Annotated in this window: 12 protein-coding genes and 1 pseudogene; 6 read left to right on the forward strand and 7 right to left on the reverse strand. The window is 72.4% G+C overall.

What is annotated here, in order from left to right:
• Positions 1-917: 917 nt before the first annotated feature.
• Positions 918-5,006 carry a discoidin domain-containing protein gene (locus OO52_RS25295; RefSeq protein ID WP_030646124.1) on the forward strand — a complete coding sequence of 1,363 codons (4,089 nt, stop codon included), beginning with the start codon at positions 918-920 and terminating at the stop codon, positions 5,004-5,006.
• A gap of 76 nt (positions 5,007-5,082) precedes the next feature.
• Here the strand turns inward: OO52_RS25295 and OO52_RS50985 are convergent, their stop codons facing one another.
• The 3 genes and pseudogenes from OO52_RS50985 to OO52_RS25310 form a co-directional block, all read right to left on the reverse strand.
• Positions 5,083-5,424 (reverse strand): hypothetical protein, encoded by a 342-nt coding sequence (locus OO52_RS50985; RefSeq protein ID WP_158712558.1) that lies wholly within the window; start codon positions 5,422-5,424, stop codon positions 5,083-5,085.
• A 41-nt stretch (positions 5,425-5,465) separates the two neighbouring features.
• Positions 5,466-5,612, reverse strand: a pseudogene (locus tag OO52_RS47805) (lyase family protein); the annotation flags it as partial.
• 54 nt (positions 5,613-5,666) lie between these two features.
• Positions 5,667-6,902, reverse strand: coding sequence for an MFS transporter (locus tag OO52_RS25310; protein ID WP_051818509.1), 1,236 nt, complete (start codon positions 6,900-6,902; stop codon positions 5,667-5,669).
• Positions 6,903-7,172: 270 nt separating this feature from the next.
• Between OO52_RS25310 and OO52_RS25315 the strand changes: the two genes are divergently transcribed.
• Together OO52_RS25315 and OO52_RS25320 are read left to right on the forward strand one after the other, a co-directional pair.
• On the forward strand, positions 7,173-8,033 hold the full coding sequence (locus OO52_RS25315; RefSeq protein WP_030646131.1) for an NAD-dependent epimerase/dehydratase family protein: 861 nt from the start codon (positions 7,173-7,175) through the stop codon (positions 8,031-8,033).
• 190 nt (positions 8,034-8,223) lie between these two features.
• A complete protein-coding gene (locus tag OO52_RS25320; protein WP_030646133.1) occupies positions 8,224-9,120 on the forward strand; it encodes a LysR family transcriptional regulator in 897 nt (298 codons plus the stop codon).
• 48 nt (positions 9,121-9,168) lie between these two features.
• Here the strand turns inward: OO52_RS25320 and OO52_RS50990 are convergent, their stop codons facing one another.
• Together OO52_RS50990 and OO52_RS25325 are read right to left on the reverse strand one after the other, a co-directional pair.
• The gene (locus OO52_RS50990) at positions 9,169-9,339 is read right to left on the reverse strand and encodes a CGNR zinc finger domain-containing protein (RefSeq protein ID WP_234339689.1); all 171 of its coding nucleotides are present in this window, start codon (positions 9,337-9,339) and stop codon (positions 9,169-9,171) included.
• Positions 9,340-9,608: 269 nt separating this feature from the next.
• Positions 9,609-10,421, reverse strand: a complete 813-nt coding sequence (locus tag OO52_RS25325; RefSeq protein WP_030646135.1) for a LysR family transcriptional regulator — start codon at positions 10,419-10,421, stop codon at positions 9,609-9,611.
• Positions 10,422-10,598: 177 nt separating this feature from the next.
• Here OO52_RS25325 and OO52_RS25330 point away from each other — a divergent pair, with 177 nt between their 5' ends.
• The 3 genes from OO52_RS25330 to OO52_RS25340 all read left to right on the forward strand — a co-directional run bounded on the left by OO52_RS25330 (position 10,599) and on the right by OO52_RS25340 (position 12,774).
• Positions 10,599-11,087 (forward strand): nuclear transport factor 2 family protein, encoded by a 489-nt coding sequence (locus tag OO52_RS25330; protein ID WP_030646137.1) that lies wholly within the window; start codon positions 10,599-10,601, stop codon positions 11,085-11,087.
• Between the two features lie 2 nt (positions 11,088-11,089).
• Complete coding sequence (locus tag OO52_RS25335) at positions 11,090-12,016, forward strand: NADP-dependent oxidoreductase (protein ID WP_030646138.1); 927 nt, start codon at positions 11,090-11,092, stop codon at positions 12,014-12,016.
• A 188-nt stretch (positions 12,017-12,204) separates the two neighbouring features.
• Positions 12,205-12,774, forward strand: a complete 570-nt coding sequence (locus OO52_RS25340; protein ID WP_030646140.1) for a TetR family transcriptional regulator — start codon at positions 12,205-12,207, stop codon at positions 12,772-12,774.
• A 52-nt stretch (positions 12,775-12,826) separates the two neighbouring features.
• On the opposite strand, the gene OO52_RS25345 is transcribed toward OO52_RS25340, so the two are convergent.
• Both OO52_RS25345 and OO52_RS25350 read right to left on the reverse strand, forming a co-directional pair.
• The gene (locus OO52_RS25345; RefSeq protein WP_048910661.1) at positions 12,827-13,285 is read right to left on the reverse strand and encodes a DUF2000 domain-containing protein; all 459 of its coding nucleotides are present in this window, start codon (positions 13,283-13,285) and stop codon (positions 12,827-12,829) included.
• Positions 13,282-14,970, reverse strand: coding sequence for an alpha-keto acid decarboxylase family protein (locus OO52_RS25350; protein ID WP_030646143.1), 1,689 nt, complete (start codon positions 14,968-14,970; stop codon positions 13,282-13,284). The genes OO52_RS25345 and OO52_RS25350 overlap by 4 nt, the downstream gene beginning before the upstream one ends.
• Between the last annotated feature and the right edge of the window lie 85 nt (positions 14,971-15,055).

Below are 15,055 nucleotides of genomic sequence, written 5' to 3' on the forward strand. Positions count from 1 at the left end.
CGCCCAGCACCTCGCCGGACCGAACGACCTCAGGCGGACGAGCCGGCGTGAACGGGCGTACCCGGACAGCCGCACGAGAACCGCCGGACCGGAATCTCACCGCTCACTGGGCAGGTTCCTCCCTCAGCAGACGGGCCGGCCTCGGCCGGGCGGCCGAGGAACGGAGCGTGGGAGGAGTGCATGCGGCGCACCCGCCGGGCGTGCCTCGCCATGTGTTCCCGAAGGGGCGGCGGGATGGCGATACCGGCCTCGCAACAGGATGTCGGTGCTGGGTACCCCAGGGACGCGAGGTCCGAGCCACTGCCGGCAGCGCGACCATGCGCACATCGACGTCGGGGACCTGCTCGTCCAACGGCTGCCGGCACCAGGGGCCGTGCCACGCGCCGTGTACGGGCAGGAGGGCAGGGAGGTTGCTCATGGGGCTCCTTCTGCGGCCGCCGGGCCAGGGCCCCCGCTGGTGTGGCAGCGGATTTGTCGGCGCGGATGCGTCACGTCCGCCTCGGCGTCGTCCGGACACCGATCACATCTGCAACTGTCCGGCGGATTCAGGGTGAGTGACCGTGCCTCCTCGTCGCGGTCGGCCGACGTGAGACCCCTACGACTCGGAAGGCGGCATGGCAGGCATTCAACGCGGTAGGAACCCGGTCAAGCACCCACACCCCGAGCCGATTCCCGCACCGCACACCCCGAGTCACACGTACGCACGCGGACCGGCGACCGCACGCTTTCCTCGTTCGCTACAGCCACGAGCCGGCGGAGGCCGTCACAAGACGACCGGATCGGTCAGAGACCGATCCACGTATCAGGGGTTGACATGAGCCGCTGCGCCGCAGAGCCTTTGGCAACGTTGTCATTCCTACTGCGCCAGACCGGGAGCGGTCCGGACTGCACCGCTTTTTTGATGGGACGTCACGCTCATGACAGATCAGTCGGATCCGTCGCGCCATCCGTCGCGACGGGCCATCGTCACCACGGGTACCACCCTGCTGGCCGGGTTCGGTCTCGGTTCCGTGCTTCCGGCGGCGACCGCCGCCGCCGCGCCCGACGGCGCTCCGGTCACCACCTCCGGCGCCCCCGGTGAGCTGGCGCTCTACCGGCCGGTCTCGGTCTCTTCGACGGCTTACGCCGCCACCCCCGGCTCCTTCGTGGTCGACCGCCTCTCCTCCCCCGGTGTCAAGGGCAGCGGCTGGCGTGCCGAGGGCGGCGATCCCCAGTGGATAGCCGTCGACCTCCAGGCGGCCTGCGAGGTCACGCGGGTCCGCCTCACCTTCGAAGCCGACGCCTCCGATCCGGTGTACACGCCGCCCACCACCGGCAATGTGCACAGCGGTACCACCGGCGACGAGATCCAGTCGAGCTTCTCCCTGGTCTTCGTGGTCGAGACGTCCGTGGACCACGAGTCCTGGACGACGGTGTACAGCACCACGGCCGGAACCGGTGGCGTCGTGGACGTCCAGCTTCCCCGCCCGGTGTCCGCGCGCTGGGTTCGCATGACCTCGCGGAAGCGCTCCAGCCCGCTGCCCCTCGGCCTCAACGGCTTCGAGGTGTACGGCTCCGCCAAGGGCCACCGCCCCTCGGCCACCGGTTGGACCGACTGGGGTGTCCAGCACGACGAGGGACCGGCGCTCAAGGTCGCCGACGACGGGACCGTGCCCGTGGAGTCGGGCTGGCGGCTCACCATGGACGACTGGGCCGGAACGGACGGTGCCGGCCTGTCGAAGACATCCGTGGACACCAGCGGCTGGCTGCCCGCGACCGTTCCCGGCACGGTGCTGGGCTCGCTCGTGGAGCAGGGCAAGCTGCCCGACCCGGTGGCGGGTCTGAACAACCTGCACATACCGGAGGCGTTGTCGCGCCACTCCTGGTGGTACAAGCGGGACTTCGCGCTCCCGCGCGGGCTGCGCACCGGCGCCGGCCGGCACGTCTGGCTGGAGTTCGACGGCGTCAACCACAAGGCCGACGTGTGGCTCAACGGCACGCGGGTGGGCGACCTGACGTACCCGTTCGCCCGTGCCGCCTTCGACGTCACCCGGCAGCTCGCCGAGAGCGGTGAGAACGCGCTCGCGGTGAAGATCACGCCGATGCCGGTCCCCGGCAGCCCCGGTGACAAGGGTCCGCTGGGCGAGTCCTGGGTGGACGCCGGCGCGCAGCAGATGAACCTCAACTCCCCGACGTACTTGGCCTCCTCCGGCTGGGACTGGATGCCGGCCGTACGCGACCGCGCGGCGGGCATCTGGAACCACGTCCGGCTGAGATCGACCGGTCACGTCGTCATCGGCGACCCGCGCGTGGACACCGTGCTGCCCTCGCTGCCGGATGTGTCGGTGGCCGAGCTGACCATCGTCGTGCCGGTGCGCAACGCGGACACCGCCGACCACCAGGCGACGGTCACGGCCGCCTTCGACGGGGTGCGGGTGTCGAAGACGGTCACCGTGAAGGCGGGCGAGAGCATGGACGTCGTCTTCGCGCCGGAGGCCTTCGGCCAGTTGAGGCTGCGCGACCCCCGGCTGTGGTGGCCGAACGGTCTGGGCGAGGCCCACCTGCACGACCTCACGCTCACCGCCTCGGTGGGCGGCCAGGAAAGCGACCGGCGCACCACCCGCTTCGGCATCCGCCAGTTCGGCTACGAGTACGACGTACCGCTCGCGTTCACCGCGTCCGGCGACTCCTACACGCAGACCGTGACCTTCGACCGGCAGCAGGCCCAGCACGTCCGCATCCGCTGCCTGACGCGGGCCACCTCCTGGGGCAGCTCCCTGTGGACCCTGTCCGTCCGGGACAGCACCCGGCCGGGCACCGACCTCGCCCTGCACGCCCACGCCGACGCGTCCAGCACCGACCAGGACAGCAACGGCGCGGCCAATGCCACCGACGGAAACCCGAACACCCGTTGGTCCTCCGACTACGAGGACGACCAGTGGATCAGCGTCGACCTAGGCTCCCCCGAGTCGTTCGACCGGGTCGACCTCACCTGGGAACAGGCGTACGCGAAGAGCTTCGTGGTCCAGGTCTCCTCGAACGGCTCGGACTGGACCGACGTGAAGTCGGTGGACAACGGGGCGGTGCCGCTGCCGTTCAACAACGGCAACGCCAGCCTGCAGGTCGAGGACTTCGACCGGCAGACCGCACGCTACGTCCGCCTGAACTGCGGTTTGCGCAACACCAGTTGGGGCAACTCGCTGTGGTCGTTCGGGGTCGTCGACCGCAGTGACCCGGGCACCGACCTCGCCCTGCACCGGACGGCCACCGCCTCCACGGAGGAGTCCGACCATCCGGCGTCGCACGCCACGGACGGAGACCCGAACACCCGCTGGTCCTCCGCCTACGAGGACCACCAGTGGATCCGGGTGGACCTCGGCTCCTCGCGGACGTTCGACCGCGTGGCCGTCGTCTGGGAGACCGCGTACCCGAAGTCGTACACCATCCAGGTGTCCGACGACGGCGACACGTGGACCGACGTCAAGTCCGTGTCGAACACTCCGGACCCGCTGAAGATCAGCGTCAACGGCGTGCGTGTGCTGGCGCGCGGCGGCAACTGGGGCTGGGACGAACTGCTGCGCCGGATGCCGGCGGAGCGCATGGACGCGGCGGTGCGGATGCACCGGGACATGAACTTCACCATGATCCGCAACTGGGTCGGCAGCAGTGACCGGGAGGAGTTCTTCGCCGCCTGCGACCGGCACGGCATCCTGGTGTGGAACGACTTCCCCAACGCGTGGGGCATGGACCCGCCGGACCACGACGCCTTCAACGCGATCGCGCGGGACACCGTGCTGCGCTACCGCATCCACCCGTCCGTGGTGGTCTGGTGCGGCGCGAACGAGGGCAATCCCCCGGCCGCCATCGACAAGGGGATGCGCGAGGCGGTGGAGCAGCAGGTGCCCGGCGTGCTCTACCAGAACAACTCGGCGGGCGGCATCATCACGGGCGGCGGCCCCTACGGCTGGGTCGAACCGGAGAAGTACTTCGACCCGATGACGTACGGCAGCCATGACTTCGGCTTCCACACCGAGATCGGCATGCCCGTCGTCTCCACCGCGGCGAGCATCCGCAACATGACGGGCGACGAGCCGGAGTGGCCGATCCGCGGTGCGTGGTACTACCACGACTGGAGCGAGCGCGGGAACCAGGCGCCGCAGAACTACAAGGCCGCCATCGAGGCCCGCCTGGGCGAGTCCGGCGATCTGGACGACTTCGCCCGCAAGGCGCAGTTCGTCAACTACGAGAACACGCGCGCCATGTTCGAGGCGTGGAACGCCAACCTGTGGGACAACGCCTCGGGTCTGATGCTGTGGATGTCCCACCCCGCCTGGCACAGCACGGTCTGGCAGACGTACGACTACGACTTCGACGTCAACGGCACCTACTACGGAGCCCGTTCGGCCTGCGAGCCGCTGCACGTGCAGGCCGATCCGGTGAAGTGGCGGGTCATCGCGGTGAACCACACGTCGGCGGACCTGCGGGGCGCCACGGTCACCGCCCGGCTGTACGACCTGTCCGGCCGGCAGCTCGGCGGGAGCAGGACGGCCCGGGTGGACGTGGAACGGGCGGCCACCGCCGAGGCGTTCACCGCCGCGTGGACGGACGGCCTCCCGGACCTGCACCTGCTGCGACTGACCCTGCAGGACTCCCGGGGCAGGGAGCTGTCGCGGAACACCTACTGGCGCTACCGGGAGCCCGCCGCGCTGCGGGGGCTGAACAAGGCGAAGCAGGTGAAGCTCACGGGTGCGATCACCCGGTGGTCGCGCTCCGGTGACCGTCAGGAGCTGACGGCGGTGATCCGCAACCAGGGGTCGGCGGTGGCCGCCATGGTCCGGCTGTCGCTGCTGGAGGACGCGCACGGCCGCCGGGTGCTGCCGACGCTGTACAGCGACAACTACCTGTGGCTGCTGCCCGGCGAGTCCCGGACCGTCCGGCTGTCCTGGCCGGCGGGGGCCGGCTCGGCACGGCGCCCGGTGCTGACGGCGGAGGCGTACAACAGCCCGGTCGCGACGCTGCGCGGCTGAGCCGCTCCACGCCCCGGGCCGCCGCCCGGACCCGGTGAGCACCGGGTCCGGGCGGCGGCCACGTGTCCGGCACGGCTCACGCGTGCCGCGGCGTCGGCCCGACCACGGCAGCCGGCCCGGCGATCCGGTCAAACTCCTCGGCGCTGACGTGACCGGAGGCCGGCGCGGCCGCCGGCAGGGCGGTTCCCTCGTCGTTCGCCTTGTGGGCGATGGCGGAGGTCTTGTCGTGGCCGCTGACCGGCGAGGGGGCGGTGAGCAGCATGAGCGACCGGTCGACGTACTCGCCGATCCGCTCCCGGTCGAGGTCGGAGCCCTGGACGCCGCGGGCTTCGCACTGGGTCGCCGGCGCGCGCAGCCTGGCCGAGGCACCCGGGCGATTTCGAGCGGCCCCGCGAAGGAGTGGACGACGCGTTCGCACGCCTGCTCAAGCTGGTGGGCGTAACCGGACCACCCCCGGCCGACGTTGAGCGGGACGTCCCCCGGGTGGGTGCGGCCGACCTTCGCCACGTCGTGCCCCCGCTCCGCTTCGGCGGCGACGGCCTGCTGGAGGGCCCGCACGCTGGGCAGCAGGTGCTCGTGCACCGCCCTGACCGCGGCGATGTGCATGGCGTTCGGGAAGGTGTCGGGCTGTCGCACGATGTCCGCACGCGGTGAGCTGTGCTATCGCGTGTGCCGGGCGGCGCGGTGCACCCGGCCGGAGGTGCGGGCCCACAGCGCGGTCGCCAGTGCGGTGACGCCGAGGCCGGTCAGGCAGATGCCGGTCCAGCCGGCCCTCGGCCATACGAAGGACGCCAGAGCGGAGCCGAGGGCGCCGCCCAGGAAGTAGAACGTCATGTAGACGCTGTTGACCCGGTTGCGGGCAGCCGCGTCGACGTCGTAGATGACACGCTGGTTCAGCACGTGCAGCCCCTGGACGCCGATGTCCAGGATCAGCACGCCCGCGATGATGCCGCCCAGCGTGTTGCCCGCGGCCAGGAGCACCGCGTAGGCGACGGCGATGAGGGCGATCGCGGCGGCGGTGGGCATGGGGTGGGTGTGCCGCCGGACACGGCCGGTGAGATTGGCGGCCGTCGCGCCGGCGGCGCCGAGCAGGCCGAACAGGCCGATGACGGCGGGCGAGTAGCCGAACGGGGCCCGGCTGAGGTGCAGGGCGGCGGTGGACCAGAAGACGCTGAACGCGGCGAAGCCCAGGGCGCCGTAGGCGGAGCGGACGCGGACCGCGGCTTCGGCTCGGTAGACGCGGACGGTGGAGCGCAGTACCTCGCCATAGCCGACGGGCCGGCCCGGGGCGGCGTCGATGCCGTGCAGAGCGCGGCGCAGGACGACGTTGACGAGGATCATCAGCACCGCGGCGCCGAGGAACAGCGGGCGCCAGCCGACGAGTTCGGTCACGATGCCGGCGACCGTCCGAGCGAGGAGCATGCCGGTGAGCAGACCGCTGATGACGGTCGCCACGGTGCGCCCGCGCTGGGTGTCGTCGGCGAGGTGCGCCGCCGCGGGCACGAGAACCTGGGCGGCGACGTTCGCGAGGCCGAGCGCGGCGAAGGCGACGAGCGCGACGGCCAGTCGGGGCGCGAAGCCCACCGCGGCGAGCGCGGCGGCGTCGAGCAGCAGCAGAACGCTCACCAGGGAACGGCGCTTGACGATGTCGGCCAGCGGGAGCACGCACACCAGGCCCACGGCGAAACCGAGTTGGGTGACGGTGATGACGGCACCGGCGGCGCCGGTGGAGGTGCCCAGGGAGCGCGCGATCACGGCGAGCAGCGGCTGGGCGTAGTACACGTTGGCGGCGATCGCACCGGTGGCCACCGCGAGGAGCAGGGTCAGGGCGCGCGATATGCCGGGGTGCGCGGGAGCCGCCGGGGTGGCGGGCCGCGCCGCGTCGGTCTGGGACATGGGGCATCCTCCTGGCTGGTGAGGCACGGCGGGGGTGTGCGTCCCAAGGTCCGGGCGGGGACGGGCGCATGTCCAAGACCTCTTTCGGCGCCCGTGATGCCTGCCGGGCATCAGCCGTTCGTCGGCGACGACACCTCGGGCCGGCTCATGCCCTGCGGGTATCACAGGCGGCAGAACAGGTCTTGGACGGGGATCCGTCCCCCAGCGCAGGCTGGTCAGCGACGTCACCGGTCTACGGAGACCGGTCACACGGAGACAGGAGCCACGACCATGAAGATCTTCCTCACCGGCGGATCCGGCTACATCGGCAAGGCCACCATCAGCGCGCTGGTCCGCCACGGACACACCGTCGAGGCGCTGGCCCGCAACGACCGCGCCGCCGAGACCGTCGCCTCCGTCGGGGCGACTCCGGTGCGCGGCGGGCTGGGCGATCTGGACGTGCTGAACGCGGCGGCGGCCCGCGCGGAGGCGGTCGTCCACCTGGCGCAGGCCGAGACCGGGGACGAGGACCTCGCGGCCGCCACCGCCATGCAGGACGGCATCGGCACCGGCACCTATGTGCACACCGGCGGCACCTGGGTCTACGGCGACACGGAGGGGGTCGTGGACGAGACCGCCCCCTGGAACCCGCCGTCCCTGGTCGCCTGGCGCAAGCCGGTGGAGTACGCCGTCCTGCGGCGCGCGCAGCAGGGTGGCCGTCCCGTCGTGGTGCAGCCCGGCCTGCTGTACGGCGGTGAGAACCGCCTGATCGACCTCTTCTACACCGTCCCGGGCAAGGAAGCGGGTGCCGTTCCCTACATCGGCGACGGTTCGAACCACTGGGCGCTGGTGCACATCGACGACATCGCGGAGCTGTACGTCGCCGCCCTGAGGGCGAAGCCCGGTTCGGTGTACGTCGGCGTGGGCGGGGTGAACCCCACCGCCAAGGAGTGCGCGCTGGCCGTCGCCCGCTCGGTCGGCCTGGACGGCAAGGTCGCCTCCATCACGCTGAAGCAGGCCCGCGAGCAGATGGGCCCGGTCGCGGACGCCTTCGCCTTGGACCAGCAGCTCACCCCGGCGCGCGCCGAGGCCGAGCTGGGCTGGACCCCCGCGCACACCGACCCGCTGGCCGTCCTCGCCGGCGAGAAGTGACGGATCAGGGACAGGGCGGGGACCGTCCGTGACGGCGGCGGGCAGCGTCCGCGACGGCTCACCGTGGCCGGGACGGGTAGATTCGGGAACAACTGCCTCGGTCGTCCGCGGGGGCGATCGAGGAGTCGTTCCAGGAGGGCCGACCGCCCAGCCGGGTGGTCGCCTCGCAGAGAGTGAGCGGTGAGTCCGGGTGGATCTTGACCTGCGGAAGCTTCGGTATTTCGTGGCAGTGGCCGAGGAACTCCACTTCGGACGCGCGGCCGAGCGGCTGCACATCGCCCAGCCGGTGCTGTCCCGGCAGATCCGGAGCCTGGAGGACGAGCTGGGCACCGAGGTCTTCGCACGGGACCGGCGCGGCACGCTGCTCACACCGGCCGGGGAGCAGTTGCTGGAGGACGCCGTTCCGCTGCTCGCCTCGGCCGAGGCGCTGCTCCGACGGGTGAAGACGGCGGCGCGGGGCACGCCCACGCTGACCATCGGGTTCATGCCCGGCATCACGGTCACCCCGGCCACGGCCCTCTTCTCCACCCGCCGCCCCGGCGTCAGCGTGCGTCTGCTGCGCACCAGTTGGGACAACCAGGTGGAGGTGCTGCTGGACGGCCGGGCGGACATCGGCGTCGTACGGCTGCCCATCGACCAGCGGGACCTTCAGGTGCGGCCGCTGTTCCGGGAGCCCCGGGTCGTCATGCTGCCGGCGGGGCACCGGCTGGCGGACAGGGCGTCGGTGACCGTCCACGACCTCGCCCCCGAGCATCTGCTCCAGGACCCGGACGCCGTACCCGAATGGCGTGACGTGGCACTGGAGTTGCGTGAGCGGCGGCGCCACGAGGTGCCCACGATCCACCAGGTGGAGGAGAAGCTGGAACTGGTGGCCTCCGGTGCGGGCATCTGCGTGCTCCCGTTGTCCACCGCCAACTTCTACACCCGCCCGGATGTGGTGCCGCTGCCCGTGGAGGACATCGGCCCCAACGAGGTGGCCCTGGCATGGGTGGCGTCCCGCCGCTCCCCCCTCGTCCACGACTTCGCCGAGGCCGCGACGGAGACCCTTGGCGGGCCGCGGACCGGGGAACAGCCGCCGCAGCGCTGAGGACCACACAGGAGAACCCTCCTCGGAGGGCTGATGCCGGGCGTGGCCTCACGCGCCGGTGGCCCGCCTGCGGTGCCGGGCCACCGCGTCGTTGTGGGCGTAGCGCACCGTGCGGTAGCGGCGCCGGCCGTCGCGCGAGGTGTCGACGAGGGCGAGGCCGCACCGCTCGCGGGCCCGGGATGCGGTGTGGCCGTGCTGTCCGCGGTGATCCCTACTCACTCGACATGACCCTGCTGCGACGCATCGACACGCGCGCCTTCGGGGTGCTGCTCGCACTGGGCCCGGCGGTCGGCGCGCTCATCGGCTTCCTCGCGCTCGGCGGGACGCTGACGGTGCGACAGCTGATCGCCGTGGCCCTCGTGCCGGCACGGATCCCTCGAAGCAACCGCTTGACCGGACCGAGGGGGCCGACGGTTCCACCAGGTACCGGCCGGCGAACCGGGTGCGGCGCGGGGAGCCATGCCCGCCGGGGACTCCCGCCGTACGCCCTACGACGGCACCGAGCGCACGGGCGACGCCCCTGCCGCCAGGCTGTCCGCCAGGGCCGGCAGGCCAGGAGCAGCGGTCGTCGGGGACCAGCAGAGGGCGAGCGTGGTGGGCGGCAGGTCGGTGACCGGCACGGCGGCCACCGTGCTCGGCATGCGGTCCACCACCGCCGAGCCGACCACGGTGACGAGGCGACCCAGCGCGACCCGGTCCATCAGCTCGTCGAGCCCCACCTCGGGGCAGTGCGAGCGGTAGCCCGGCTCGCCCTGGACGTCGGTGACGGTGACGGCGGCGCGGCCGGCCAGCGCGTGGTCGTGTCGCAGCAGCGCGACCGGGTTCTCCTCCCCCACCTCGACGCCCCGCAGCCCGGCCAGGTCGTCGCTGCCGACGCAGAGCAGGGCGGCATCCGCGGCCCCGTCGCGGACCGCGCCGGCCGGGTCGTGCGTGAAGACCAGCTCGGGTTCGGGCCCGGAATGGCGGTGCAGCACCTGCGCGAGCAAGCCGCTGCCCGTTCCGGGGCGCACGGCGATGACGAGGCGGGGCGCGCCCGCGGACCGCTGGGTGCGCCGGACCGCCAGGTCGAGCCGGCGCAGTAGGCTCCGGCACTCGTCGCGGAAGGTGCGGCCCGCGTCCGTCAGCTCCACCTTCCGGCTCGTGCGGTTCAGGAGACGGACGCCCATCCGCCGCTCCAGACGGGCTACGGCGCGGGAGAGCACCGGCTGGGTGATGCCCAGGTCCTCCGCTGCGCGGCCGAAGTGGAGCTGGTCGGCCACGGCCGCGAAGTACACCAGTTCCCGGGTCTCCAGTCGATCCATGCTTTCAGGGTATCGGCCCATGTCACATTGGTCATGGCTCCTGGCCCCACCCTCTGGTCGACTGAGTGTGCGGGGGCGCGGTCCGACCGGGCCGGCCTCCCGGATTCCGTGCCGCGCGATGCCGCGGCACGCGTCAGATCACGCAGAACACGACCAGAACATCAGGAGAGCCGAATCATGAGCGAGGAACGCGAAGTGCAGGAGGTGCTCGCCCGTTACGTCCGCGCCACGGACGCGCGCGACGGGAAGGCCCAGGGCGCCCTCTTCACACACGACGCGATCGTGCGGGTCCACACCAGGACCGGCCCGGGCAGCCACGAGCCGTTCGGCGAGCCCCTGATCGGTGGTGCGGCGGTGGAGTACGCGGTCACGCACTTCATGGAACCGCACCCGGAGGGCGGCTTCAGCCACCACACGACCTCGGACCACATCATCGAGGTCGACGGTGACCGCGCCCACCTGAACGCGCAGTTCATCGTGTTCCGGGTGCGTGCCGGGCGCCGTCCGGAGACCGGCCGGCCGGAGGGCGCCCCCGGCGCTCAGGGCACCGTGGAGCCGTACGAGTCGGGCTACTACGACACCGATCTGCGCCGGATCGACGGGGAGTGGAAGATCGTACGCCACGACGTCCTGCTGGACATGCCGATGGCAGTTCCGGGGGTGTGACCGTGAAGGCCATGGTCTACCGCAGGTACGGCGGCCCCGAAGTACTGGAACTCGCGGAGCTTCCGCGGCCCAGGACTCATGTCGACTCCGTGCTGGTCCGGGTGCGGGCGGCGGCGCTCAACCCGGCCGACCTGGCACTGCAGCGCGGTGCGCTGGACGGTGCCGTCGACACCTACTTCCCCGTGATCCCCGGCTGGGACGTGGCCGGGGTGGTGGAGGACGCCGGGCCCGCCGCCACCGAGTTCTCCCCCGGTGACGAGGTCATCGGGTACGTCCGCGGTGACGTGCAGCGCGCGCACGGCGGACTGGCCGAGCTGGTCTCGGCCGATGTGCGCACGCTGGTGCGCAAGCCCCGCACCATGAGCTTCGCCGAGGCCGCCGGGCTGCCCCTCGCCGGCCTCACCGCCCACCGGGCCGTGGTGCGCGCCTTGCGCGTCCGGCCGGGTGAGACGCTGCTCGTGCACGGCGCGGCCGGCGGCGTCGGCTCGCTCGCCGCCCAGATGGGCCGCGCACGCGGCGCCCAGGTCGTCGGGACCGCCTCGCCGCGTGACCACGACCACCTGCGGTCCCTCGGCGTCCTCCCGGTCGCCTACGGGGACGGGGTCGCCCAGCGCGTCCTCGACCTGGTGCCCGCCGGTGCGGACGCCGTCCTGGACACGGCCGGAGGCGGGACGCTGGTGTCGGCCGCGGGCACCGTCCGGCCGGGTGGCCGTGTCGCCTCTGTCGCGGAGACCGGGCTGCCGGGCGTCATCCCGGTCTTCTGCCGGCTCGACGGCGACGATCTCGAGGCCGTGGCCGAGCTGGCCGACACCGGCAAGCTGCGCGTGCGGGTGGGCGCCACGTTTCCTCTGGAACGCGCCGCCGACGCCCAGCGGGTGCTGGCCGCGGGCGGCACCCGCGGCAAGGTCGTCGTGACCGTGGGGGACTGACCCTCCTCACGGCCGGCCGTGGGGCGGTCGCTCGCGCCATACGGCCGGACACGGTCGCTCGCGCCATACGGCCGGACCCGCTCGCTCGCGCCATACGGCCGGCACGGTCGTCGCCCTTGCTTGCCGGACCGGCCTGGCACAAGAGGATGCCTTTTTCTATCCAGACGTTTGTATTTTAGGCTGCTGCCATGGGCTATGACTCTTCCGCGACGCGTGCCCGGCTGCTGGAGGCCGCGCACGAGGAGTTCGTCGCACATGGACTCGCCGGAGCACGCGTCGAACGCATCGCCAAGAACGCGCCCGCCAACAAGCAGGCCATCTACGCCTACTTCGGGTCCAAGGACGCCCTCTTCGACGCCGTCCTGGAAGCCCGCGTCCGCGTCCTGGCCGACGTCGTCCCCTTCACGCCGGACGACCTCGCGGCCTACGCCGGTGCTCTCTTCGACGCCTTCGTGGCCGACCCGGACCTCATCCGGCTCACCCAGTGGAAGACGCTGGAGCGGCCCGAGGCATCGACGGCCGAGCTGGAGGCACATCTCAGCAAGGCCCAGGCCGTCGCCGACGCCCACGGCACCGACCTGGAAACCGGCATGGACGCCCTCATGATCGCCCTCGCCGCCGCCCAGGCATGGCTCTTCACGCCCCCCGCCATCCGCAACCCCACCGACGACGACGAGACGGCCCGGCTCAAGCGGCACCGCGCGGCCGTCGTCGCCTCGGTCGAGGCACTGGCCGGGCGGCTGATGCCGGGCGACTGACACGCCTCTCCCCCAGCCGGCCGAGTGACGCCCCCCGGCCGGCCCGCGTCGCTCAGCGCAGCAACGGCAAGCTGCCCGTGAGGCTGTTGACGGTCTTCCGGGTGCCGTAGACCGCGATGGCGGCCCGCTCCAGCTTCTCGGTGGGCAGCGCGGCGACCAGTTCGGTGAGTTCGTCGTAGCTGTTGGTCGTCTGGGCGACCGCCGGGAACTCGCACAGCCCCAGGCCGCGCTCGACGGCGCGGGCGCAGATCCGGCCGAGTTCCTCGCGGTCGGCGCGCAGGACGGGCAGGCCGGTCGTGTAGGTGCCGGTGTGCGTCCGGCCGTCGGCGTCCTTCAGTTCGGCACCGAGCAGGTGCGGCATGGTCGCGCCGACGATGAGTCCGGCCACGGCCACCGCGTTGGCCAGATGGCCGAGCGGCAGGTCCTGGTCGACGACGATGACGAGCCTCTCGACGGGCTCGGGGGCTCGCGAACGCTCGGGGGCCTGGGCGGGCTCAAAGGTCCGGGTCATGCTTCTCCTCCGTTTCGGGCCCGCACGTTGTCGGCGAGCCGGTGCAGCAGTTCGGGCGTGTCGTCCAGGCCGGTGCGGACTTCGATGAAGACCATGCGGTCGGTGGTGCGCTCGGCCGCCTCCAGAGCGGTGGCGAGTTCGGCGGGCGTGGCCGCCCGCAGAGCCAGTGCGTCGGGGACGCCGAGCGCGGCGGGCACCGCCTGCCAGTCCCAGGCGGCGATGTCGTGGTAGGCGGCGCGCGGCCCGTGGATCGCCCGCTCGACGGTGTAGCCGTCGTTGTTGACCAGAACGATCACGGGGGTGAGGCGCTGCCGGGCGAGGGTGCCCAGTTCCTGGATGGTCATCTGGGCCGAGCCGTCGCCGATCAGCAGCAGGCCGCGCCGGGTGGGGTCGGCGAGCTGGGCGCCGAGCAGTGCGGGCAGCGTGTAGCCGATCGAGCCCCACAGCGGCTGGGCGATGAACTTCGCCCCGCCGGGCAGGCGTTCGGTGCACATGCCGAAGAACGAGGTGCCCTGCTCCGCCACCACGGTGGTGTCCGGGCGCGTCCAGGAGGCCAGGGCCCGCCACAGGTGTGCCTGGGTCAGCGGTCCCGCCGGGTCGGCCGGCGTCCGGGGCACCGCGGAGGGCGCGGGGCGCGATGACCGCCGGACGCCACCGGGCCGGTGTGCGAAGAGGTCGGTGAGTACGTCGAGCGTGGCGGCCATGGGCAGCCCGTCGAAGGTCTTGCCGTCCACGGTCGCGGAGTACGGCGCGACGTCGATCCCGGCTCCGGGGTCGAAGCCGTGGGTGAAGCCGCCGGTCGTCGTGTCCGCCAGGACCACGCCCACCCGTATCAACAGGTCCGCGCCCTCGACGGCGGCACGCGCCTCCGGTACGGCGAGCGCCCCGCAGTACACGCCCGCGAAGCCCGGGGTGTCCTCCGGGAGCACGGTCTTGCCCGACGCCAGGGCCGCCCAGGGCAGGTCGGCCGCGTTGATCAGCGCCGCCAGGGCGTCCTGCGCGCGGAACCGGTCGGCCAGGAAGTCGGTGAGCACCGCGACGCTCCGGGATCGCGCGATCCGGGCCTCGGCCGCGGCGCGGAAGGCGGTCCGGCTCTCCTCGTTCACCTCGGCCGGCCTCCCGAGCGCTCCCACCGGAGCCCCGACCGGCGCGGCCGCGACGTCCGAGGGCAGGCGCAGGTAGCCGGGGCGGCTGTCCCGCAGAGCGGTGGTGAGCACCCGGTCGATCTCACGGGCCGCGGTCGGCGGGCGGAGGACGGCCGACGCGCAGACCACGGGGACGTGGGCGCGGGCGAAGCGGTCGTATTCGCCGTCGGCCGCGGTGTGGTGGAGGACGGCCCCGGTCCGCTCCGCCGCCTGGGGCGGGCTCACTGTGATGTGCACCAAGGGCACCCGCTCGGCATAGCTGCCGGCGATCCCGTTGACCGCGCTCAGCTCCCCGACGCCGAAGGTGGTCAGCAGGGCGCCGAATCCCCGGGTGCGGGCGTAGCCGTCGGCGGCGTACGCGGCGCCGAGTTCGTTGGCGGTACCCACCCACTCGACCTCGGAAGAGGCGAGGACGGTGTCGAGAATCGCGAGGTTGTAGTCGCCGGGCACACCGAAGAGGTGGTTCACGCGCAGGGCGGCGAGGCGGTGCAGCAGGTACTCCGCGACCGTGACGGTCGGGGGTGGCTCGAACGTGCTCATGGGCTCCAGCATGGTCGCGCGGGCGTGGCCCTCACAGAGAGCGATCGGAGAAGTCCCCGATGGGAAAACTGTGGAAAACACGAAG

It is taken from the genome of Streptomyces flaveolus, from assembly GCF_000716535.1.
In the GTDB taxonomy this organism is placed as follows: Bacteria; Actinomycetota; Actinomycetes; order Streptomycetales; family Streptomycetaceae; genus Streptomyces; species Streptomyces flaveolus_A.

What these genes read in the sequence shown, in the direction of transcription:
- OO52_RS25350 (WP_030646143.1), bottom strand. Translation starts at nt 14,970, where the DNA reads ATGAGCACGTTCGAGCCACCCCCGACCGTCACGGTCGCGGAGTACCTG.
- OO52_RS25345 (WP_048910661.1), bottom strand. Translation starts at nt 13,285, where the DNA reads ATGACCCGGACCTTTGAGCCCGCCCAGGCCCCCGAGCGTTCGCGAGCC.
- OO52_RS25295 (WP_030646124.1), top strand. Translation starts at nt 918, where the DNA reads ATGACAGATCAGTCGGATCCGTCGCGCCATCCGTCGCGACGGGCCATC.
- OO52_RS25315 (WP_030646131.1), top strand. Translation starts at nt 7,173, where the DNA reads ATGAAGATCTTCCTCACCGGCGGATCCGGCTACATCGGCAAGGCCACC.
- OO52_RS25310 (WP_051818509.1), bottom strand. Translation starts at nt 6,902, where the DNA reads ATGTCCCAGACCGACGCGGCGCGGCCCGCCACCCCGGCGGCTCCCGCG.
- OO52_RS25340 (WP_030646140.1), top strand. Translation starts at nt 12,205, where the DNA reads ATGGGCTATGACTCTTCCGCGACGCGTGCCCGGCTGCTGGAGGCCGCG.
- OO52_RS25330 (WP_030646137.1), top strand. Translation starts at nt 10,599, where the DNA reads ATGAGCGAGGAACGCGAAGTGCAGGAGGTGCTCGCCCGTTACGTCCGC.
- OO52_RS25325 (WP_030646135.1), bottom strand. Translation starts at nt 10,421, where the DNA reads ATGGATCGACTGGAGACCCGGGAACTGGTGTACTTCGCGGCCGTGGCC.